Source organism: Ktedonobacter robiniae (assembly GCF_016587375.1).
In the GTDB taxonomy this organism is placed as follows: domain Bacteria; phylum Chloroflexota; class Ktedonobacteria; order Ktedonobacterales; family Ktedonobacteraceae; genus Ktedonobacter; species Ktedonobacter robiniae.
In genome coordinates, this window is sequence record NZ_BNJG01000001.1 from 1,848,651 (window position 1) to 1,870,828 (window position 22,178).

General features: G+C 55.4%; 21 protein-coding genes and 2 tRNA genes. 10 read left to right on the forward strand and 13 right to left on the reverse strand.

Annotated features, from left to right (window positions below; genetic code table 11):
- Window positions 1–121: 121 nt before the first annotated feature.
- From JMJ04_RS07735 to JMJ04_RS07775, 9 genes are all read right to left on the reverse strand, one after another.
- Window positions 122–1,642, reverse strand: a complete 1,521-nt coding sequence (locus JMJ04_RS07735; RefSeq protein WP_201369950.1) for a sensor histidine kinase — start codon at window positions 1,640–1,642, stop codon at window positions 122–124.
- A 9-nt stretch (window positions 1,643–1,651) separates the two neighbouring features.
- Window positions 1,652–2,356, reverse strand: a complete 705-nt coding sequence (locus JMJ04_RS07740; protein WP_201369951.1) for a response regulator transcription factor — start codon at window positions 2,354–2,356, stop codon at window positions 1,652–1,654.
- Between the two features lie 120 nt (window positions 2,357–2,476).
- A complete protein-coding gene (locus JMJ04_RS07745) occupies window positions 2,477–3,307 on the reverse strand; it encodes a DUF5666 domain-containing protein (protein ID WP_201369952.1) in 831 nt (276 codons plus the stop codon).
- Between the two features lie 136 nt (window positions 3,308–3,443).
- Complete coding sequence (locus tag JMJ04_RS07750) at window positions 3,444–4,070, reverse strand: hypothetical protein (protein WP_201369953.1); 627 nt, start codon at window positions 4,068–4,070, stop codon at window positions 3,444–3,446.
- A 156-nt stretch (window positions 4,071–4,226) separates the two neighbouring features.
- Window positions 4,227–4,601: a hypothetical protein gene (locus JMJ04_RS07755; protein ID WP_201369954.1), complete on the reverse strand. Its 375-nt coding sequence runs from the start codon at window positions 4,599–4,601 to the stop codon at window positions 4,227–4,229.
- A 114-nt stretch (window positions 4,602–4,715) separates the two neighbouring features.
- Window positions 4,716–4,788: transfer RNA gene (locus JMJ04_RS07760), tRNA-Arg, on the reverse strand.
- A 221-nt stretch (window positions 4,789–5,009) separates the two neighbouring features.
- Entirely contained in the window at window positions 5,010–5,816 is an 807-nt protein-coding gene (locus JMJ04_RS07765; RefSeq protein ID WP_201369955.1) for a CHAP domain-containing protein, read from the reverse strand.
- A gap of 185 nt (window positions 5,817–6,001) precedes the next feature.
- Window positions 6,002–6,184, reverse strand: a complete 183-nt coding sequence (locus JMJ04_RS07770; protein ID WP_201369956.1) for a hypothetical protein — start codon at window positions 6,182–6,184, stop codon at window positions 6,002–6,004.
- 31 nt (window positions 6,185–6,215) lie between these two features.
- Window positions 6,216–6,503, reverse strand: coding sequence for a hypothetical protein (locus JMJ04_RS07775; protein ID WP_201369957.1), 288 nt, complete (start codon window positions 6,501–6,503; stop codon window positions 6,216–6,218).
- A 272-nt stretch (window positions 6,504–6,775) separates the two neighbouring features.
- Here JMJ04_RS07775 and JMJ04_RS07780 point away from each other — a divergent pair, with 272 nt between their 5' ends.
- Window positions 6,776–7,753: an NAD-dependent epimerase/dehydratase family protein gene (locus JMJ04_RS07780; RefSeq protein WP_201369958.1), complete on the forward strand. Its 978-nt coding sequence runs from the start codon at window positions 6,776–6,778 to the stop codon at window positions 7,751–7,753.
- 38 nt (window positions 7,754–7,791) lie between these two features.
- Here JMJ04_RS07780 and JMJ04_RS07785 read toward each other — a convergent pair whose 3' ends face one another.
- Window positions 7,792–8,076 (reverse strand): hypothetical protein, encoded by a 285-nt coding sequence (locus JMJ04_RS07785; RefSeq protein ID WP_201369959.1) that lies wholly within the window; start codon window positions 8,074–8,076, stop codon window positions 7,792–7,794.
- Between the two features lie 17 nt (window positions 8,077–8,093).
- Window positions 8,094–9,242, reverse strand: a complete 1,149-nt coding sequence (locus JMJ04_RS07790; RefSeq protein ID WP_201369960.1) for a radical SAM protein — start codon at window positions 9,240–9,242, stop codon at window positions 8,094–8,096.
- A 407-nt stretch (window positions 9,243–9,649) separates the two neighbouring features.
- Between JMJ04_RS07790 and JMJ04_RS46435 the strand changes: the two genes are divergently transcribed.
- The 5 genes from JMJ04_RS46435 (at window position 9,650) to gcvPB (ending at window position 15,415) form a co-directional block, all read left to right on the forward strand.
- Window positions 9,650–10,543, forward strand: a complete 894-nt coding sequence (locus JMJ04_RS46435) for a DUF6585 family protein (RefSeq protein ID WP_236037952.1) — start codon at window positions 9,650–9,652, stop codon at window positions 10,541–10,543.
- A gap of 122 nt (window positions 10,544–10,665) precedes the next feature.
- Window positions 10,666–11,790 carry a glycine cleavage system aminomethyltransferase GcvT gene (gcvT, locus tag JMJ04_RS07805; protein WP_201369963.1) on the forward strand — a complete coding sequence of 375 codons (1,125 nt, stop codon included), beginning with the start codon at window positions 10,666–10,668 and terminating at the stop codon, window positions 11,788–11,790.
- Window positions 11,791–11,890: 100 nt separating this feature from the next.
- A complete protein-coding gene (gcvH, locus tag JMJ04_RS07810; RefSeq protein WP_157507285.1) occupies window positions 11,891–12,286 on the forward strand; it encodes a glycine cleavage system protein GcvH in 396 nt (131 codons plus the stop codon).
- 289 nt (window positions 12,287–12,575) lie between these two features.
- Window positions 12,576–13,928 (forward strand): aminomethyl-transferring glycine dehydrogenase subunit GcvPA, encoded by a 1,353-nt coding sequence (gene gcvPA / locus JMJ04_RS07815; RefSeq protein WP_201369964.1) that lies wholly within the window; start codon window positions 12,576–12,578, stop codon window positions 13,926–13,928.
- Window positions 13,925–15,415 carry an aminomethyl-transferring glycine dehydrogenase subunit GcvPB gene (gcvPB, locus tag JMJ04_RS07820; RefSeq protein ID WP_201369965.1) on the forward strand — a complete coding sequence of 497 codons (1,491 nt, stop codon included), beginning with the start codon at window positions 13,925–13,927 and terminating at the stop codon, window positions 15,413–15,415. Before gcvPA ends, gcvPB begins: the two co-directional genes overlap by 4 nt.
- Before the next feature lie 42 nt (window positions 15,416–15,457).
- Here gcvPB and JMJ04_RS07825 read toward each other — a convergent pair whose 3' ends face one another.
- Window positions 15,458–16,330, reverse strand: a complete 873-nt coding sequence (locus JMJ04_RS07825) for a putative RNA methyltransferase (protein WP_201369966.1) — start codon at window positions 16,328–16,330, stop codon at window positions 15,458–15,460.
- A gap of 199 nt (window positions 16,331–16,529) precedes the next feature.
- On the opposite strand from JMJ04_RS07825, the gene JMJ04_RS07830 reads away from it, so the two are divergent.
- The 4 genes from JMJ04_RS07830 to JMJ04_RS07845 all read left to right on the forward strand — a co-directional run bounded on the left by JMJ04_RS07830 (window position 16,530) and on the right by JMJ04_RS07845 (window position 21,233).
- Complete coding sequence (locus tag JMJ04_RS07830) at window positions 16,530–17,816, forward strand: NAD(P)/FAD-dependent oxidoreductase (protein ID WP_201369967.1); 1,287 nt, start codon at window positions 16,530–16,532, stop codon at window positions 17,814–17,816.
- Window positions 17,817–18,221: 405 nt separating this feature from the next.
- A tRNA-Pro gene (locus tag JMJ04_RS07835) sits at window positions 18,222–18,298 on the forward strand.
- A 554-nt stretch (window positions 18,299–18,852) separates the two neighbouring features.
- On the forward strand, window positions 18,853–19,398 hold the full coding sequence (locus JMJ04_RS07840) for an HNH endonuclease (protein WP_201369968.1): 546 nt from the start codon (window positions 18,853–18,855) through the stop codon (window positions 19,396–19,398).
- Window positions 19,399–19,751: 353 nt separating this feature from the next.
- Window positions 19,752–21,233, forward strand: coding sequence for a DUF3536 domain-containing protein (locus tag JMJ04_RS07845; RefSeq protein WP_201369969.1), 1,482 nt, complete (start codon window positions 19,752–19,754; stop codon window positions 21,231–21,233).
- Between the two features lie 122 nt (window positions 21,234–21,355).
- Here JMJ04_RS07845 and JMJ04_RS07850 read toward each other — a convergent pair whose 3' ends face one another.
- Window positions 21,356–22,150 carry a DUF6585 family protein gene (locus tag JMJ04_RS07850; RefSeq protein WP_201369970.1) on the reverse strand — a complete coding sequence of 265 codons (795 nt, stop codon included), beginning with the start codon at window positions 22,148–22,150 and terminating at the stop codon, window positions 21,356–21,358.
- Between the last annotated feature and the right edge of the window lie 28 nt (window positions 22,151–22,178).

A 22,178-nucleotide genomic window follows, 5' to 3' on the forward strand; every position in this document is an offset into this window, starting at 1 on the left:
CTTTTCGGTATTCGTGCGATAAATCGCCTTATGCGCGATAAATCGGGCACCTATGAAAGGGAAGATATCCTTCATGAGGATATCCGGACAAAATTTGCCAGCAAAGCCTGAAATGTGGCGCCTATGTAAGAGCATGACAGCAACCTATTATGGGAAATTGGAGGGTTACGGTGGTGCCCTGGTTGGGGGTGCTAGTGAGGGTAATGGTACCGCCGTGGGCCTGGACCAGGCCCTGGGCGATGGAGAGGCCCAGACCGCTGCCACTCTGGGCGGTGGTGCGTATGCGGGCTTGATCGACGCGGTAGAAGCGATCAAAGATGTGGGGGAGAGCTGAGGCGGGAATACCAAGGCCGGTATCGGTGATTTCTACGCAGGCCAGGGAGCGACCCTCGCATTGTTTACCCAGAGCGCGCAGAGTGATATCTCCACCAGGAGGGGTAAACTTGATGGCATTCTCAATGAGGTTGAGGAAGACGCGACGCAACTGGTCGCTATCGCCTTCAATGGAGAGGGATTGTTTGGGCAAATCAAGGGTAATATGCTGACCTTGAGCTAGAATATCGGCCTGTTCTTTTACATTGGTCAGGAGTTGGCAGAGATCGATGTGGGTCTTTCTGAGTTTCACCTGGCCTTCGTCCAGGCGAGAGAGTACGAGCAGGTCAGAGACCAGGCGTTGCATACGCTCGACCTCGTTGTACATGCCAAGAACCAGGCGACGCTTAGCCGCCGCGTCACCATTGTCGGCTTCCAGCAGCAGCATCTCCAGGCTTCCTCCCAGGCCCGTTAGGGGGGTACGTAGCTCATGGGAGACATCGGCCACAAATTGTTTCTGGCGCGCAAACATGTGCTCCAGGCGGATGACCATACCGTTGAAGGCCGTGGCCAGGCGGCCAAGCTCGTCCTGGGTTGGGGGTTCGGAGAGGCGCTGAGTGAGATCACCACTGGCGATACGCATACTGGCGCGCTCGATTTCGGTCAGGGGGCGCAGGGCCTGGCGAATCAGGGGTAGCGTCAGGAGAGCGGCCACAAGGAGGCCGATAGCGATGGCGATAAAGAGGAGCAGGCGTGTGGAGGAGACGGCGCTATCGATAACGGTGGTCGAGCTTTGAAGTTGCAGGATACCCCCGGCATAAGTCATGCTTTGCTTATCCATCGCCAAAATGCTATAACGCACCACCAGTTCGCGCTGTCCGTTGGGAGTGGTCGCAACCATGTCGGCATGGCCCTGTTTGTGCAACTGCTGTAGTAATTGTTGCTCCTGCTCGAAGCTAAAGAGATATGTGGAATTCGTTCTCCCGTCGCTCTGAGCCAGCAGATGACCATCGGGCGAGAGAATCGTCACGAGGGTGCTTTTATCAACAAAGTTTTGCGCGCTCCCAGCGATTTTGCCCGCCATCTCCTTCGAGAGAGGCTGAGAATTAGCACGGATATTAGACTGGCCACCTGAAGTTTGGATCAGAATGCCCGCCTGAGTGTTAAGCGCGCTGAGCTGGTTGGAGAGGAGCACCTGTTCCTCGACGCTTGAAACCACAATACCCATCGTAATCAAGATCAGCGCCAGCAGACCAAAGGAGACGAGAGCCACACGCCAGCGCAGGGGAAGGCGATTGAGCCAGAGAGAGAGCCAGGAAAAGCGGCGCATAGGATCACCTCAGCTTTTCACTTCGCGCAGGACATAGCCAACGCCACGCACGGTTTGCAGTAGTTGGGGAGGGAGATCCTGAAGTTTCTCCCGCAGGTGTTTGACATAGACCTCGATGACATTATCATCACCGACATAGTTGTAGCCCCAGATACGCGCCAGGATGGCGTTGCGCGTCAGCACCTGGCGGGGATGAGAGAGAAATAGCTCAAGAAGCTCAAACTCGCGCGGAGTCAGCTCTATTTCGCGTGTACCACGGCGTACGACACGGGTGGTACGGTTAAGCGTGATATCCTGAAAGACCAGCACATTGCCAAGCTGCAAACCGCGTCGTCGAAGGACTGCGCGTACACGAGCCAGGAGTTCTTTGAAGGCAAAGGGCTTGGTCACATAATCGTCGGCCCCTAGCTCAAGGCCAGCCACGCGATCCTCCACCTCCTCGCGGGCCGTCAGCATGATAATGGCGGTATCGTAGATGCCGTGAAGTTGTTGCGCAACGGCCATACCATCCAGGCCGGGGAGCATAAGGTCGAGGATCACAATATCGGGTTTGTGCTTTTCCACAGCTTGCAGGGCCCCGTGGCCGGTCATGGCTACATGGACGGTAAAGCCCTCATACTCAAAGCCCATGCGCAGAAACTCAATAATCTGCCGCTCATCATCGACGAGCAAGATGGTAGGCATGTGCTCTTGTGCTTCGGGAGAAGATACCATATGACCTCGTTCTGTTTGATATGTAAACGCTGCTAAAGCACGCGTCTACATATCAAACAGAACGAGGTCATATGTAGGAAACGTGCCTTAGTAGCGTCATTGTCCTAGAAAACGGCGTTATTACTTGCTGGGCTGGTTGCAGGCTGGAATGTCCGAGGGGAGTGGTCCGACAACCACCTGGCGAGCATCCAGTGAACCATTGCTAGCTAGCGTACCATCTGCCATGATAAAATCGCCTACCTTCAATTCGCTCAGGGAGATCGAGTGTCCAGCGATTTTGCTCGCGATCTCGGTGCTGGTACTAGTATTGACGGTATAGGTCTTGCTATTCTTAAAACCGCTTACCGTAAGCGTTGCCCCATGGATCGCGGTAATGCGTCCCACGATGCCGGTCTGGTTGGTTTTGGCCGAATCTTCGAGCTTCTGCTTATCGCTCTCGGAAGAGGGCTTTTTCTCGCTGGAGGAGGGTGGCAGCACAACCGTGATAGATTGGGCGGTCAGAGCCTTATCAGCACTATATACGGCATCGACCTGGATAAAGTCATCAACCTTCAAATCTTGAGATGAGATGGCCTTGCCCGCCAGCTTGCTCCCATACCCTGTGGAAGAGGTTGTGGTGACCGAGACAGTCGCCCCATTGTCATAGCGGCGCAGGGTAAGCGAGGAGCCGTTGATGGCGGTAATCGTGCCGATCATATGGACGGTATTGGGATCGGGCTGCTTCCCCGGATTGCACTTGGAGAGATCAACCAGGTTTGTGTTAGCTAGAAGAGACGTGTTGGTAGAGGCCTGGGCTGTGTGCATAAAGATGCCGCCTGCGACGAAGGCCGCGAGCATCAGGCATGTGCTCACCAGGGCATAGAGATGAACTGGCTTAAAGCGAGGTGAGGGCGGATTAATCTTGTCGAGAGACGTACTGTTCTCGACTTCAGGGTTTTGCTCGTGTGACATAGGATAGTATTTCCTCCTTGATAGGTTTACAGACAAGAGAGCAGGTATGGTCTTGCCTTCGAGAGCTAGCATAGCAAGCTGGATTGAAATATCAGGAGGTTTTTGCTGAAAAAACGCTGAAGGAGATCAAAGTGGCTTAGCGCTTTGTAGCCAGCCAAGTATGCAAGTTGCGTATAGTATCGTCGCGGTAGGCCTTGAAGAGTTGCTCCATCTCGGCTTCGGAGACGGTATGCATTCGAGGGTTGCAGTGCAAGAACGAGAGATGGCGCGCGGCATCCGGGTTGGCCAGATGCTTCACTTCGGGATCGTTATCGCTTATATCCAGCCATAGCTCAGTAATGGCATCCATGGTCAGAAGGCGTATCGACAGCCACTCATGTTCAAGAAAAGTCCCTAACACAGGGAAATGGGCCTGTTGATGCGAGGAACCTAAGATCATGATGGCAAAGTCCAGCCCGTGTAATGAAGGAAATGAAGTAATCTTGCTTGCCAGGGCCTCATAGTCAAGGTATTCGCGGGTAGGGTTATAGCGTTCAGCGGTCTCTACTAGGCAGAACAGATCCTCTCGTGCTTCATTATCAGCCTCCTCGAGGGCCATTTTCAGCAGCATTGAGGCAATGGAGCCGACCTCCTCAAGTTGAAAGGCATCACCATTTTCCAGGATCCAATCCAGGTCGCTGCTGGCATGTAAGCGCGTTTGAGGGTCATGTAAACACTGAAGAAACTTTTCCGTTTCCTGGCGTAGTCGCGAGGGATCGCTCATTTGTTTCTCTCACTTAATAGGGCAGTCATCAAGCCAGGTAGCAAACCAGGCATAGAGGGATGATGCCTCAATTGTAAATTCTTTCGCATCGGCAGTCTGGTCGCTATTCGCTGCCATGTTGATTGACGCATGTATTGTCAAAGATTGAGAAACGTTCTAATCCGATGTATCAGGCGAGAGGCACTCGATCATGAGGACCTGGGGGTCTTTGACGCGGTGGCTCATCTTGACGATATTCTGGATGTTGGCGGGATGGGTCATAAAGCTTGTGGCCATGTCTACGGCATCCTCGGCGCTGGCAAAGATGCCATCGAAGAAGGCGAGAGGGTCTTTTTCGAGGAGGAGGCCGACATGCCAGCCCTCGTTGAAGGAGAAGACCAGCAGGAGGCCGATGTGGTGACCGGCGATCTTCGCCAGGCTGGTGGTGTGGTAGATAACGTCGGTAGCGGTGCGATCTTCGAGGAGGAACTCCTGATCCTCGATACGAAGGGAGGAAGGAAAGACCATATCCTGGGCGGACCCATCACTCATGAAAATATCCTTTGCGCTGTAAGGGCTTTTGTTAGATATGGATATTATACTATGTAGACGCGATTTCTTCAGAAGGGGTGCATGTGGAAAAAATGTGGATGAATTGTGGAGAAGTGGGCCTGAGAGGACTCGAACCTCCGACGCACGGTTTAGGAAACCGACGCTCTATCCACTGAGCTACAGGCCCAACGCTTCAATAATACCATACTCGTCAATCATCGTTCAATAGGTTTTGTGGGGTATTTCAGGGAAGAGGGAGAGGCAGATTGTGCCTGGCGAAGCCGGGTACAGTCTGCCTCTTTCCTGCAAAAAGAAGGTGCATGGGGTCTCGATACGACAGCCATTTATAGGGGCTACCTCTCTCGCGCTGGCAAGCATAAGAAAGGTAGTTTGGCTATATATAGTTTTTTATTGGGGGCTGACAAAAGATACACCCTTGCCGGGGTAGTAATGCTGGTAGGAGACGGCGCGTGGATTAGGTTGCCAGTTCATGGAGCTGGCGATCACTGATCCGTCGTCTAGAACATGCTCTACGACTCCGACATGGCCTGCTCCGCCTGAACCTTGCACGCCACCCTGGAGCACGATAATGGCTCCCTCGGTGGGGGCAGAGGAGACGTTCCAGCCTGATTCGGCCGCGCGGTCGGCCCATTGCCAGGCCATGGCACCACCATGGCTCCATGGGACATAGTATCCGTAGAGGTCATGGAAACGTTTATTGGCATACCAGGTACAGGTTCCAAAGGGGAAGCTGTTGTAGTCTATCTCATCATCTGAATCAAGCCAGGGAAACTGGCTGATATATGGGGGCTGTTGTGGCCCTCCCCCATTGTGTTGCAACGATAGGGGTTGTAGATAAGGCTGCGCATTCTCTCCCTTCGCGGCGTTGTTCACGCCCTCCTCCGCATCGGCAGCCTTGAGAGACTCGTTCTGGTATGGCGATGTTTTTCCATTGTTATGGCATACAAGTTGATTGCGGGAGGAGTGTTGAGAAGATTGGGCATGTTGATCTGACAGGTGCTGCTGCTGGCTTGCGCTCTCCACGCTTGCACACTGAGACGCCTCGGCGGCTGCGACCTGGACATTCTGCATAGAGAGTCCCAGGGCAACACCAATCGAGAGTATGCCTAGTAGCGCCAGGGCACCGGTCTTGAATACACGCTGTAGTATATGTGGTGGCTGGAGTTCGCTCCAGCTTTTTCGCTGCGTTCGCACTATATCCTCTTCCATTTCGGCAACTTGCAGACCCCTGCAATGGCTTGTACTCCTTTCCTAACACCGTATGGGTTCGCACTGCCCAATTTTGGCCCGTTAAGGGCGGAATACTCTGCCTAAAAATACTATACACCGCCCTTTGTAAAAATAGATACCGATATGTAGGTATTTTACATATAAAATACCTACATATCGGTATATGACACTTCTCGCCACTGCGTGGCTCGCAGGGTAATAGGGGTGTTGCGGCGGTGCGACACCGCCGCAACACCCCTATTACCCCGGTATAAAAAGAGCGTAGGGCGGATCACGAGCGTCCTGGTCAGGTGGAAAAAGAGTGGGGAGTAGATGCCGACGCATGTCGGCATCTACTCCCCACTCTTTTTCCACCTAATATTTTTAGAGGCGTTGTTTGGGCTTTTTGTGGATGAAGGGCGAGGTTTTCTCCTCGGCGCCACGGATTTCGGAGACGCCGGTCTCCTGGTTGTACTCAACCTCGGTCACCTGCTCGCGACGAATGGCATTGATGGGCTTCATGCCGGTGGGAGAAGGAGTAGTGCGTGGGCCGGGCCGGGAGGAGGGCCATTCCGGAAAAACAACCTTCACTTCGCCGGAGAGAGCGGTATTGTCTGCGGGCGCCTGGCCTTGCAGGGCTTTCTTGGTATCAGTAACTTTTGGTTTCTGCATGTGTCTTCCCTCTGAAAACATTTCTAGATTGATAGGTCAATGTGATAAGGTCAGTAAAATTTTACTGTACACCGAGTGAACATACAAGTAAGAAGAACTATAGATTACACGCAGAAGTCTTCTTGACCTGTGACACATCGAAATACTAGTACTTTTAGAAATTTTGGCACTAGCCTCTGACATTTACTCGTTGCGTAATGGAACAAGCAAATCTTCTTTTCTATTGTACAATGCTCAATCTAGATATGCGATGGGAGTGAGGAGGAAAGTTTATGCGAATATTGCTGACGGGGGCGACGGGGTTGCTGGGGGGACACCTGGTGAAGGCGTTGCGGGAGAGGGATGAGCGGGTACGAGCACTGGTACTTCCGGCTGAGGATGCGCGTTCATTGGAGGGACTGGGGGTTGAGGTGGTGCGTGGGGATATTACGGAGGCTGGTGCGCTGGTGGAGGCTGTGCGAGGGAGCGAGTTGGTCTTTCACCTGGCGGGGATGATGGGGGTCTGGCGTCCCCTGGCGGAGTACTGCCGCGTGAATGTTGAGGGGACGCGGAATCTCTACAAGGTAGCTATGGAGGCAGGAGTGAGGCGGTTTGTGCATACCAGTTCGCATACGGTGTATGGGCTGGGATATGGGCGATTTCTGACGGAGGATGAGCCACTGCGGCCCGATAACGATCCCTATAGCTTGAGCAAGGCGGAGGGGGATAGGCTAGTGCGCCGCCTGATGCTCACAAGCCAGATGGAGACAGTGATTATTCGGCCGGGAACATTCTTTGGGCCGGGCGATAAGCTGCATTTCGCGCGCATGGCAGAGAAGTTGAGGCATGGGCGCGGCGTCATTCTGGGGCGCGGCGATAATCATCTCCCCTTTTGTTACGTTGACGATATCGTGCAGGGCTATCTTCTGGCGGGATATCATCCCCAGGCGCCAGGGAACGTCTACAACATTACGAATGATCAGCCGCTGACACAGCTTGAGATGTTTAATGAGATCGCGGACGCCGTGGGGGGAGAGCGCCCCAGGCTGCACCTGCCTTACCAGCCGATCCGCCTGGGGGCGATCTGCGCGGAGAAGTTGGTGGCGCGTATGACGCGGACCCGACCCCTGGTTACGGAGTTGGGGGCTTTGATGTTTGGTAGTGATAATAAGCATAGTATTGAGAAGGCACGCCGCGAGCTAGGCTACGCACCCCACGTGGGGCTGCGCGAGGGGATTCAGCTCGCGGCGCAGTGGTTCAATGCAGTGTAGCCAGGAGTCCATGCAAGCATGGACCCTACAGCAGTGGTTTAGTCGGGAGGGGATTTAGGAGGGACGGCGTTTTGGAGGCCGAAGCGTTGGATGGTGCGCGCCAGCCAGGTGGCGACGGGGCCTTGGTCGGCACGCTGGCTGGATTGGAGGAGGAAGCTGGCGGTTGGGGGGTGTGAGGGTTGTTGCTGGCTTTGTTTGATGTGCGCCAGTTCGGCGTAGTGTTGCGCGGCCCAGTAGAGGTTGATACGGCAAGCGCGGCAGTTTTTGGCGCTCTCTTCATTGCTTTCGCCACATTGGGGGCAGATGAACATGGGATTGGACATGGTAAGGTAGCTCCTTTTTATGATGGTTGGCTGGCTGTTTTAGCCTGGGTAGCGCGGGGGCGCAGGGTAATCAGCGATTGGGCGCTCTCGCGGGCGACTGAGAGCGCCACGCGGCTGACAGTGGGTATATGACAGAGCATGTTGGTGTAGGCCGCATTGGCGAGGGGGCAGTAGCACTCGCCGGCCTTGATGCTGCGTCGCAGTTCGGCGGCGCGGGGAGTGCTCCAGACGCTTTGGAAGTTATAGTCGTGTTCGCGCAGGTTGCCCATGGGTTCGGCGCGGATACAGCAGGTCCAGACGTCGCCATTGGGGGCTATCTGGGCGGAGGCGACGCCCGCGAGGCAGGGGATCACCTGGCGCTGCTCGGCGAGGGTGCGTTTAACGAGATCATAATAGCGATCCCGGAAGGCCTGGGTGATACGTGAGACGCCGCTGGCCTCGGATTGGCGTATCCCCTGCTGCAAGCGTTCAATAACGGCCTGGTACTTGGGTAGGGGAGGGGTGATGCCCATACCGACGGTGTCCAGCTCCACGCGCTCCTCGGCGATCTCACTGATGAAGGAATCGGGGCGCAGTTCCTCGCGCACGTAGGCATAGATCTGCTCAAATTCGTCGACATTAAAGTTTGAGATGACGGTATGTACTCCCACGGTCAGGTTTTTGTAGCGCGCTTTGAGGGCCTTGAGGCCAGCATAGGTCTTGAGGGCGCGGGCGAAGTTGCCTTTGACACCACGCACGCGATCATGCTTCTCGCCAATGCCATCCAGGGAGAGGTTGATAATGATTTCTGAGCCGGGCGCGGCTTGCAGGACCTGCTCGATGCGCGCAGGGATGATGGCGTCCTGGATGCCGTTGGTGGGGATATTGATGATGCCAGGTCGACAGTGCCGGTAAGCGGAAGCGATGATCTGGGGGAGGTCTCGACGCAGGGTAGGTTCGCCCCCGCTGAAGGTGAACCAGTAGGCGGCGCGGTCAATTGAGGCGAAGGTGCGTTCGTATTCTTCTAGCGTGAAGTCGTCGTTGGGACGCTGCCAGACGTTACAGGTTTTGCAGCGCGAGTTGCAGCGATAGCTGACGCTGATGGTGAGGTTGAGTGGGAGGACCAGTGGTTGGCCTGTGGCGTATGAGGCTTGTATTTTGGCGATTTTTGGTAATATTTCGAGCATGTGTTTCCCTTTCCCTTCTTTCCACGTTGCCGCCTGCGGCGGCAGAAAAAAATTACTCGGGGGCTTTGCCCCCGCACCCCCATAGTTTCCGACCGAGGCCGCATACGGTGGCAGGAGAATTTATTCGGGGGCGATGCCCCGCACCTCCATAGTCGAGACCGGGCCGTGCTGCGGCAGCAGGAGAATTTATTCGGGGGCGATGCCCCGCACCTCCATGGGCGTCCTCTTATTAAGACGGATAACTGTATGCAATTACGTTTGGTATGGTACCAGAGGATATTTTTGGTATTTTTGTAGCTGGAGGTAAATTTGCGCGATTTTTGCTGCCGGATTCCATTCTAAATGATGTAAATAGATGTTACGATATAAGGGATAATAGCAAGCGAGATAGCAAAGGGTGTGTATTTATGGTTCAACAATCCCGATATAGCGATGCTGGCCAGAATGGGGGTCCATATCTTGGGGCGCTGCGTGCGACGTATCGCCACGTTATGCTGTTGAAGACAATGTTGACGCTGATTATTTGTGTGGTTGCGCTGGGGCTAATACTAGAGGCTGTACGTCTGTTAAAAATTCATATGTTGACGGTAGGGATAGCGGGATTCTTCGGGGTGATTTTGCTGATCGTTTTTGGCTTCTGCCTGGCGTTGTTTCTGCGTTATCGGCATGAGACGGTGCAGGTCTATGAGCAGGGGCTGGTGGCGACGAATCGCGAGGGGTGGGTGGCGCTGCGTTGGGATGAGATTGAGTATATCTGGCATAAGGTGGATCTGCAGACGCCTGATCCGGATTTTGAGATTGATACGAACCGCCTGGCATATATCGCTTATGATAATCCGCATGCGACATCGTGGAGTAACCTGGATTATGTGACCCATACCGAGGCGACCAAGGGATCAAGCATTCTGAAACATTCGTATGTTGTGCGTTCATATCGAGGAGTTTCGCTGAACATTCCACAGCATTATCTGCGCTGGTCGAAGCTGTGTGACACGATTGATCACGAGGCCACGCGCTACCAGTATTCACTAGCGCAGACGCTACTACAACAGGGGAGGCCGGTCTCCTTTGGTCCACTCCTGCTAAGTCGAGATGGTATTTATTATGGGCAGGATCTCTTGCCCTGGCAGTTCTTCGGCGCCCTCTCTGTGGATGAGCGCTGGGGGCTGATTACGATTACGGTGAAGGGGTATGCGCGGCCATGGGCCTGGCTGCTGGTGGCGCGCGTTCCCAATATCGCGCTCTTGCAAGGCTTGCTGGTCATAGCACAGCAGAAGTTTGCACGCGGGCCGCAGAGATAGCGTGTTATTGTCGCCATAGCGAAATTTTGCTATAGTGGACAGCGGAAGCTTTGCGCGTCTGGTATTTTTATTAGATAGCGAGAGTAATCGATCCTCTAGAGCGCACGCATGGGAGTTTTTGTATGACCACACAAGACAGCGCCGTCCCTAGTTTAAAAAGGACCCCGCTTTATGAACAGCACCGGGCTCTGGGTGCCCGCCTGGTGGAGTTCGGTGGCTGGGATATGCCTGTACAGTATAGCGGCATTATCGAGGAGCACCAGGCCGTTCGCACGAAGGCGGGTCTCTTTGATGTGAGCCACATGGGCGAGTTTAAGGCCGAGGGAAGCGATGCCCTGGCCTTTCTGCAATATCTTGTGCCCAATGATGTCTCACGCCTGGCAGTTGGGCAGGCATTATATACGCAACTCTGCCGACCAGATGGCACGACGATTGATGATTTGCTGATCTATCACCTGGCGGAAGAGCAGTATATGCTTGTCGTCAACGCCGCTAATATCGATAAAGATTATGCCTGGATCGAGAGTCACGCGCAGAAGTTTGCCAACGTCACCCTCTCTAATCAGTCAGATACGACTGCCTTGATCGCCTTGCAAGGCCCACTGGCGATGAGTATTCTGCAACCGCTGGCGGACGTCAAGCTGGACGAGATCAAGTATTATCACTTCGCGCCAGGCCAGGTTGCGGACATTCGTTGCCTGATCTCACGCACCGGCTACACGGGCGAGGATGGCTTTGAGCTGTACTGCCCCTCCGTTGACGCGGCCAAGCTCTGGCAGACCCTGCTTGAAGCGGGCAAGCCACAGGGGGTGCTGCCGGCAGGCCTGGGAGCGCGCGACACGCTGCGCCTGGAGGCGGCCTACTGCCTCTATGGGCATGAGCTGGACGATGAGACCAATCCGCTTGAGGCCGGCCTGGGCTGGACTGTCAAGCTAAAAAAGAGCGTGGAGTTTATTGGTCGCAGCGCCCTCCAGCAGGCGAAGGAGCAGGGGCTGAAGAAGCGCCTGGTGGGAATTGAACTGCTGGAACGTGGCGTGCCACGCAGCGGCTACGCCATTTACGATGGCGAGCAGCGCATTGGCGTTCTTACCAGCGGCTCGCATGGGCCCACAGTGCAGAAGAGCATTGGCCTGGGCTTTGTGGACCCGGAACATGCGAAAGTGGGGACACGCGTGCAGATCGAGATTCGCGGGAAACGCGTCGCCGCGCAGGTGGTCGCTCTTCCCTTTTACAAGCGCGGGGAATAGAATTAGTTGTGGGCTTTTAGTCCATGCAAGCATGGACCCTACAATTTCCGTGAAGTGGGGAATAGAACAAACAGAGATACATTGAAGGAGAAGATAGACGATGGCTAGCCTTAACCATCCTGCTAACCTGAAATATACGAAGACCGATGAGTGGGTCCTTGTAGAGGGGGACCAGGCGACAATTGGTATTACGGACTATGCTCAGGATCAGCTGGGTGACATTGTGTATATCGAGCTGCCCTGGGATGGCGGCCAGACGCTTGGTAACGAAGAGAAGTTCGGCGATATCGAGTCGGTCAAGGCGACCTCCGAGCTTGTGGCACCGCTCAGCGGCGAGGTGGTTTCCGCCAACCAAGAGTTGAAGGAGCGCCCAGAGCTGATCAACGATAACCCTTATGATGAGGGGTGGATGCTGAAGATCAAGCTTGCCAATACCGCGGAGCTGGACCAGCTGATGACTGCCGAGCAGTATTTGCAATACCTCGAAGGTAGATAGATAGCGAGCAAGAAAAAAGCCGCTGGGATGGGCAACGCCCATCCCAGCGGCTTTTTTCTTGCTCGCTAATGAAGAAGGGCTATGTCCACTTATCCTTTTTGGCTATTCCGTTCATCAATGCGATATAATAGGTTGTCTGCATTGACCACTTCATCCCATTATAATAGATCAATTTTTAGTACTTTATGCGGGTCTCTGTGTACTCCCCAGGGGAGATGGCAGGAGGCCTGCCGATTATGATTTGCAGAAGACCAAAGCCTTTATAATCTCCAGGGAGATGTTTAAATCCATGAGTTATGTGCCTAATACACCGGAAGAGCAGCAGGCCATGCTGGAAAGCATAGGCCTCTCTTCGATTGAAGACCTGCTGACTCCCGTTCCTGAAAATGTGCGCCTGGATCGCCCGCTCGATCTGCCGGAAGCGCTTGCAGAGCCAGATCTGCGGCGCGTGGTGACGCGGATGGCGGCGCGCAATAAGAGCCTCGACACTACCATTTCATTCCTGGGGGCCGGGACCTATGACCGGGCCATCCCCAGCGTGGTGCCGCACCTGCAACGCCGCTCGGAGTTCGTCACGTCCTACACGCCCTACCAACCGGAAGTGAGCCAGGGCATCCTGCAGGCGACGTACGAGTTCCAGACCATGGTTTGCCAGATCACCGGCATGGACATAGCCAATGCCTCGCTCTATGATGGCGCGACAGCCATGATTGAGGCGGTCTTCGTGGCCCTTGGCCCCGGTGGGCGTGGTGAGGTCGTCATATCGACCGGCGTTGATCCCCAGTATCGCCGGGTGTTGCAGACCTATGCCTTCGCGCGCGGCTTTACGGTACGTGAGGTTCCAACTCAGGATGGTGTCACCTCCCTTGACGAGCTGGACGCGGCAGTGACGTCCTCGACCTCGGCGGTCATCATTCAGCAGCCGAACTTCTTTGGCTGTGTTGAGGACGCGCACGCAATCGAGGCCATCGCGCACAAGGGCAAGGGTCTCTTTATTACGACCATTACCGAGCCGGCCTCGCTGGGTATCCTGGCAACTCCTGGAGAATACAATGCCGATATCGCCGTGGGCGAGCTGATGAGCTTTGGTAATCCCATGAGCTATGGCGCGCCGGCCCTGGGCTTTATGGCCGCCAAGCAGAAGTTTATGCGCCTGCTTCCTGGTCGCCTGGTTGGCCAGACGGTGGAAGAGGGTGGTCATAAGCAGACCGGCTATGTGCTTACCCTGCAGACGCGTGAGCAGCATATTCGCCGCGAGCGCGCCACCTCCAATATCTGCACCAATCAGTCGCTGCTGGCGATTGGCGCGACAATCTATATGGCCGCGATTGGCAAGCAGGGTTTCCGCGAACTGGGCGAGCTATGCCTGCGCAAGGCGCATTACGCCTTCCGCCAGATCACCTCGGTACCGGGTTTTGAGCCTGTCTTCCATAATCCATTTTATGATGAATTCGTCATCAAGTCCCCCATTCCGGTTGCGAAACTGCAGCAGAAGCTGGCCCAGGCCGACATCATTGGCGGCTATGCCCTGGAAGAACACTATCCCGAGTTGAAGGATTGTCTGCTCTTCTGCGTCACGGAGACCCGTACCCGGCAGGAGATCGACACCCTGGTATCTGTGTTGAAGGAGGTGCAGGCATGAGCGTTGAGACATTAATCTTTGAGAAGGGCGCGCCAGGACGCCGTGCCGCGAATATGCCTGCGTTCGACATCCCCATGGAGTCGCTGGATGAGCTTCTGCCCGCGGACATGCGGCGCAAGGAAGAGGCCCCCCTGCCCGAGGTAAGCGAGATCGAAGTCGTCCGCCATTATACACATCTCTCGCAGCGCAACTTTGGCGTCGATAGCGGCTTCTACCCGCTCGGCTCCTGCACCATGAAGTATAATCCCAAGATCAACGAGGACATGGCGGGTCTGCCAGGCTTCGCGCATATTCACCCCTTGCAGCCCGATGAGACGGTGCAGGGCGCGATCCAGCTTGTGTATGAATTGGAACGCTACCTGGCGGAGATCTCGGGCATGATCCGCGTCACCTTGCAGCCCTCGGCGGGCGCACATGGCGAGCTGACCGGCCTGATGCTCATCAAGGCCTATCACCAGAGCCGGGGCGAGGGAGAGCGCAACCTGGTCCTGATCCCCGATAACGCGCACGGTACCAATCCCGCCAGCGCGACCCTGGCTGATTACAAGGTCGTCGAGGTCAAGACCAATCCCGAGACGGGCGGCGTGGACTTGGAGCACCTGCATAAACTCTTACAGCAGCATGGCAAGAGCGTCGCCGCCATCATGCTAACCAACCCCAACACGCTGGGCCTCTTCGACTCCAATATTCTGGAGGTCGCGCGCCAGATTCACGAGGTTGGCGGTCAGCTCTACTATGATGGCGCTAACGCCAACGCTGTCATGGGCATCACACGTCCAGGCGATATGGGCTTTGACGTCGTGCACTTCAACCTGCACAAGACATGCAGCACTCCGCATGGCGGTGGAGGTCCAGGTGCCGGTCCCATCGGCGTCAAGGGGCATCTCGTGCCCTTCCTGCCGGGTCCCCTGCCCATGAAGAACGAAGACGGCAGCTACTCCTGGGAGGATGCGGGCCCCAAGTCCATTGGCAAGGTACGCGCCAATCTGGGTAACTTCGGTGTCCTGGTGCGCGCATACACCTACATTCGCTACAATGGTCCCGATGGCCTGCGCCATGTCTCGGAGAGCGCCATCCTCAACGCCAACTATGTCAAGCATGGCCTCTCAGAGGATTATGAGATCTCCTACCCGCTCATCTGCCAGCACGAGTTTGTGGCCACGGCCCGCAAGCAGAAGCAAGAGGCCGGTGTGACCGCGACAGATGTCGCCAAGCGCCTGCTCGACTTCGGCATGTACGCGCCCACGACCTACTTCCCGCTGATCGTCCCCGAGGCCTTGATGATCGAGCCGACCGAGACCGAGACGCGTGAGACGCTGGACAGCTTTATCGCTGTCATGAAGCAGATCGCGGAAGAGACGCGCACAGAGCCAGAAATTGTGAAGACCGCGCCGCACACCACGGTGATTGGGCGCCTCGACCAGGCCCTGGCAGCGCGCAAACCCAACCTGCGCTGGATGCCCGGGCAAGAGGTTACGCACGCGTAAGTTGTGGGAGAAACAATTGTAGGGTCCAAGCAAGCATGGACCCTACAGGTCTTTTTGGAGGAGGAGGCAGTGGAATTGGATGTCACAGGGGCGGGAGTCGATGGTGGAGAGGTGTTGCTCGATGGTCTTGGTCATATGCCAGTAGTTGGGGGTCATGCGGACGAGCTGGCGCAGGGAGTCTTGATCGAGCGTGAGCTGATAGGCAAGCTCGCGCTGTTCCAGTAGAATGAAATCGGCGGCGAATTGTTCCAGGATATGTTGTTGCTTCTGTTCCTCGATATTGAGCAGGCCGAGCTCGGCGCGAAGCTGGGAGAGGTGATTGGGGCCAGGGATGACTATAAGCAGGAGGCCACCGGGAGCGAGGACGCGGGCATACTCGGGGGCATTACGTGGAGCGAAGATATTGAGCATGACCTGGATGCTGGCGTCGGCGAGAACGAGGCGCTCCCACAGGCTGGCGACGATAAATTGGACCTCGGGATAGGACTTGACGGCCATGCGGATGGCCTCTTTAGAGAGATCAAGTCCGAGCGCGCAGAGGGGCTGACTGGAAATGGGGGGTGGTAACTGGTGAAGGATGGAGTTTAGATAGTAACCGTTTCCGCAGCCGGCATCGATAATGGTTAGAGGAGAGGTCTGCTCTACCGACCTCTTGTGGAGGTGGGCCGCCAGCAGGTCTGTTAGTGTCTGTGCCAGTGGAGCATAGTAGTCCCGCTCCAGGAAGGCCCGCCTCGCCTTTAGCATCTCCTTTGTATCTCCCCCACTCGCTGGTTTGCGTAACAGAGAGACATAACCCTCGCGCGCGATATCGAAGGAGTGGCCCTGCTCGCAGTGCAGGGTTTTCTCCTCGGTGTGGAGTGAGTCGCCACAGATTGGGCAGGTGAGTAGAGCCAGGGCGCAAGTGTGAATGGGCAAGTGGGTTCCTCCTGATGAATAGAGTGTTGTTGGTATAAGTGCTGGTCGGGCATGCGCTCGACCAGCACTTATACCAACAACATATTACCAGTAAGGTGAGGACTATGAAAGAGGTCAGAAAAGGTTGGGTATGTTAGAATAGGGCTGGGTAGGCTGGGTGCATGTTTTGGGATTATTTTGTATTGGGAGAGAAGAAGGTATGGAATACGCGGTCCTTGGCGGCGGGGCGCTGGGTTTGATGGCGGCGTACCGCCTGGTGGAGGCGGGACATACGGTAATGCTCTTTGAGAAGGAGCCAATGGCGGGTGGCCTGGCGGCGGGCTTTCGCGTTGGCGAGGCGTGGCTGGATAAGTTCTATCACCATATCTTTCGTTCGGACACCACGGCCATTCGTGCCATAGAAGAGCTGGGGCTGGGTGAGCGGCTGGAGTGGCAGCGCCCGCGCACGGTGAGCCTGGTTGACGGGAAGCTTGAGCAGTTGGATTCGCCGTTGACGCTGCTGAGGTTCAAGCCCTGGCGCCTGGATGAGCGCCTGCGCGTCGGCGCGGTACTGGCCTTTTTGAAGGCCGCGCCACCGGCATGGTTTGAGGGGAAGACGGCCACGACCTGGTTGCGTAAATGGATGGGGAAGCGTCCCTACGAGGTTCTGTTTGAGCCACTGTTTAGCGGGAAGTTTGGCGAGCTACGCGACGAGATCGCCCTGCCCTGGATCTGGGCGCGGCTGCATGATCGCACGACACAGCTGGGGTATTTACGCGGTGGTTTCCAGTTGCTCTATGATCGCCTGGTCGAGCGCATTCAAGAGCGCGGGGGAAAGTTGCTCTTTGGCACCACCGTGGAAGAGGTACGGCGCGAGGGGGAGCGCTGGCATGTACAGACCGACCAGGGGAACTGGGAGTTTGACGAAGTCATCTCGACGCTGCCGACGCGCCTAACCTGTCGCCTGGTTCCAGAGTTACCTGAGGATTACCGGCGTCAGTATGACTGGGGACAGGCCTATGGCGCGCACTGCCTCATCCTGGGGCTGGACCGGCCTCTGACTGATAGCTACTGGATCAACATTTGTGATCCGGGCTATCCCTTCATGGCCCTGGTCGAGCATACCAATTATCGCGCGCCCGAGGAGTATGGCGGGCAACACCTGATCTACCTGGGGAATTATCGCCCCATGAATGATGCCCTCTTTACGCAAAGCAAAGAAGAGGTGTTACAGGAATTTCTGCCGCATGTAAAGCGGATTCAGCCTGATTTTGATCCCAGCTGGGTCACGGAGAGCTGGATGTTCCATGCGCCTTTCGCGCAGCCAATTGTCACCGTCGATTATCGTGAGCATATTCCGCCGCTGCAAACGCCGCTGGCGGGGCTGTGGATAGCGAACATGTTCCAGGTCTATCCCCATGACCGGGGGCAGAACTACTCGCTTGAGCTAGCCGAGCGCCTGGTAAAACAGGTTTTACCACCCGGCGCGGGAAGTCCCGTCCCATGAATGGAGGCGAGACTTCCCGCGCCGGGTAAAACTCAGCCGTTACTTTGCCCCTGATGATGGCAAACTTGTGCTCTCCCCCTTTATGGGCGCCGCAGGCGCTCAAGGGAGCGAGGGGAGCCATTGGCTATGACACGGCCTCTCAAGCCAGGATCAATTTGATCGATATATACTAAACACGGGCATTTCCTCTTGTCAAATAGCAAGAGGTATGCTATACTAGCCCATGAGCAGTATTAAAACCTCACCCATCCGAGTGATTGGGAAGAAAAGGGGAACTGCCGGTTTCGTAGGGTAGAACTTCGTAGTCGGATAGAGGTATTCGTCTAGTGGTCGAGCCTGGAAATTGAGTAGAATTGCTCAGTACGGATAAGTGCGGTGCGATAAAGCATTTGCATGGAAGACTTTCGGGGTGTGGCGCAGTCGGCTAGCGCGCAGCGTTCGGGACGCTGAGGTCGGAGGTTCAAGTCCTCTCACCCCGACCAGGTAAGGCACATACTCTTCCCCCTGTTTTCAAGGGGGAGTGAAGGAACTATCGATGAATTGGATCGATGTTACAAAAGACATTCCTTCAGCCGTAAGAGTATGTGCCTCTTTTTTTGCAGGCATGCCTTCTTATGCGGAAACCAACATCGCTCTCGCGACTAGCGCTTCCCCCATTCGGGGACAAGCGCGCTCAGGTTTCCGGGTAGGCACTAAGGAGTTTTCTTAGCATGCGGGTTTACAGGTTGCGTACAACGCTCACTCCATCTCAGGATGGCCCGGTGAGCTTTATAAGCCCTCCCCCCTCTTCACTGGATATGTTGCGCGGGCAACATAGACCTGGGGGAACGCACGCAACTGCTCCTGCATGGCCTGGCCTTCCTGGACATGCAAGATTTCTCCACCCTTATCCGCTTAGTCGTCACAGGCGGCAATAGAAGCGTAGGGCCTGGAAGCCAAATTTATTATTCCAATATATTGCTTCCAATAATCCTTGCGCCTCTTCCTCGCTGTCTGTGTTTGTGTCGGCTCTGACAGAGAGGAAAGGATGTCATTCATGCCTGTTCTTGTTTTGAACTCCTCACTACAACCTCTCTCAGTTATTCCCGAGCGCCGTCTCATCGTCTTGCTATCCAAGCAGAAAGTCACCTTTGTCGATGAGAACGTCCGGGCTTTGATTGAGGAGAGCATTAGCGCTCGTCGCCTGGATCTTGAACGGCCCGTTATCGTCCAATTGCTGGCGAATGTGCGCGTGCCTCGCATGGCACTCCAACCGACGCGCTCGAACATCCTCCTGCGTGATGACGATACCTGCCAATACTGCGGCAAGCGCACCCGCGAACTGACGCTTGACCACATTCTTCCGCGTTCACGTGGTGGGCAGAGCACCTGGGAGAACCTGGTAGCCTGCTGCCGCGCCTGCAACGGGAAAAAAGGCAGTCGCCTGTTGAAGGATGCCAATATGCACTTGCTGCGCCAGCCACGCCCGCTCACTACGGAGTACGCCGGCGTCTTCCTGCTGCGCTATCCCAAGCTACGCGCTGCCTATGAAGAGTTCATCACCGGCTTTCATGGTGGTCAGGCCAAATTTATGAGCGCGTAGCCTGGTAGTCTCAATCCGTATAGGCTTATAGATAGCAAATTTTCTTGTTCTTATCGTTTTCTTGGTAGATAGAGTGGCCCGACGCTGTTGAAGTACACATCTACATATTATGGACCATATGTAGACGCGTGCTTCAGCAGCGTCGTTGGGCCTTCACATGCAACCGCTGGGGCTCGTCAATACGTATTTAAAGTGAGCAGTGTGACAATTGCTGGCGATGGGCCATATATATTGGTACATTGATTGCCTCATTGCTGACAACTCTGTTACCATTATTGATGAGTAGCCTAGTTGTGTAGTAAGTCCAGGCGTGAGAGTGCTGCTTCTGCTTTGGACAAAATTAAGGTGGTTGCATGATCGAAAAGATACTTTCCAATGAATCTCTATCACGTTCGAAGCTTGGTGAGTCTTACCTCTGTTTGCATGGTCACTTTTATCAGCCTCCACGTGAAAATCCTTTTACGCATGAAATACCATTAGAAGCCAGTGCCTCTCCCTTTGTCAATTTCAATGAAAAAATCACGGCTGAATGCTATCGCCCCAACGCGGAAGAGGGCAATTTTGCCGCGATCAGCTATGACATGGGTCCTACCCTGGCAGCCTGGCTGGAGATCCATCATCCCGAAGTTTACCAGCAGATCATCGATGCGGATCGCCAGCATATCGCACGCTACGGTGTAGGCAACGCTATGGCGCAGGCCTATAATCATACTATTCTGCCACTAGCGACGACACGCGACAAGCATACCCAGATCCTCTGGGGGTTGCGCGACTTCCAGCAGCGCTATGGACACGAGGCCCATGGCATGTGGCTGGCGGAGACGGCGATTGACCTGGAATGCCTGGACATCCTCGCCCAGTATGGCGTCACCTATACGGTGCTGGCTCCCTGGCAGGCGGCCACGCCTGTTGATCCGACGGAGCCATATATTGTGCGCCTGAAAAATGGGCGCTCGATGACGGTCTTTTTCTATAATGGTCCGCTCTCGGGTGGTGTCTCCTTTGACTCATCCATGACGAGCAACGCCGATGTCTTCGCGGGCTCATACCTGACCGGAAACCTGGTACGGGAGAAGCTCGATAACGGTGAGCCGCAACTGATTCTGATCGCGACGGATGGAGAGCTGTATGGGCATCACAAACCATGGCGTGATAAGTTCCTCTCCTACCTGATCCAGCATGGCGCGCCAGCAGAGGGCTTTGAGGTATGTACGCTTGAGCGCTACATGCAGATTCAGCCGGCAACCAAAGAGGTTCAGTTACGTACCCCTAGCGCCTGGAGTTGTGAGCATGGGGTCGCGCGCTGGAGTGGGGGTTGTACCTGCACAGAGGGCGAAAGTAGCTGGAAATCGGTTCTGCGACGCGCGCTCTCGCGCCTAGCCGAGCGTGGCGACCTGCTCTTTGAGCAGTATACCGCAGAGGTCTTCCAGGATCCCTGGGCAGCGCGCAATGATTACCTGGCTCTGCGCAATGGCTGGGAGAGCGAAGAGAGCTTCTGGAGCCGTCATGGCAAAAGTGGTCAGCGTCCCGAGCAACAGCTGGAGTATCGTGCGCGCTTGCTGCTAGAGGCGCAGTACTACCAGCAGTATAGCTTCACCAGTTGCACCTTCTTCTTTGAGGACCTGGATAGGATTGAGCCACGCAACGCTATCGCCTTCGCGCGTCGCGCCATTAGTCTGATGTGGCAGGCCGTGGATGTCGATCTCCAGTACGACTTCCTGCAAGATCTACTGCCAGCACGCAGCTGGCGTACGCAGCAGAGTGGTGTTGACCTCTACAAGGGGCTCCCCGAGGTGGATGCTGGCTTGCTGCCGCCTTTTCCCCTGGGAATGTAAAGGATGTGGTTTGCAAGCTGATAAGGGTACTGAGGCGCGAAAAGGGGCTATCTTCGTGGGAAGATAGCCCCTTTTGTCTGTTGAAGACTTCTATTGGTCTTATAAAGCTTTTTTGAGGGGGTCTAGCTGTACTGAGGCTGGGCACTGAGGCCATCGGTTACTAGCTGGAGCAGGATTGGCAGATTGGAGACCTTGGCAACATCTACTGTGGCCCAGGAGAGCATGCTGCCCTGCTTCTTCACCTGTACAGAGCCATTGACCAGTTTAACGTCCTTGACCTCGGGCCAGGGGAGGAGTTTATCCCTGAAGCCGATGCCCTGCAAGCTCACGCTCAGGTCGCCAAAGCTGACGGGGACGCCGCTCGCATAGGCCTGGCGGGCCAGGGGCAGGTGGCGGCGAGTCACCTCGTTCATGATGACATCGCCCAGCTCTTTGACCTTTTTCAAGTGGCTGCTAATCACCACCTGGGCACCATCGGGGCTCTTAATGGTGTAGGTGTGACGGGTAGAGCCATAGCGTGAAGTGCGCACAATCTTCATCCATACCGCCTCAACACGGTCCCAACGGATGACGTTGAGCTGAGAACCACTGGTATAGATGAAGCCCTCCTGGTAAAGGAAAGCCTTGTGGTTATTGGTTCTGATGGCATTAACGGCATAGATAATGATCAGAATGGGCACGATCCATAAGTAGTAGACAATATAGCCCGCCAGGTAGATGAGATAGTTCAGGATAATATCGAGAACCAGCACCCCGGCGGTAATACCCATGGCCACCCAGATGTTGGTTGGTCTGAAGGCACGTACAAAGGGACCCAGAGCATTGATATTCGCCTGCTGGGCAATCTCAACTGGAATCTGCCCCGTAGCGGCCTGAGGGGGCAGGGCATTTGCTTGCTGATAGATAGGTTCAGACATATAAGTGCTTCTCCTCAAGAGTGCAAAT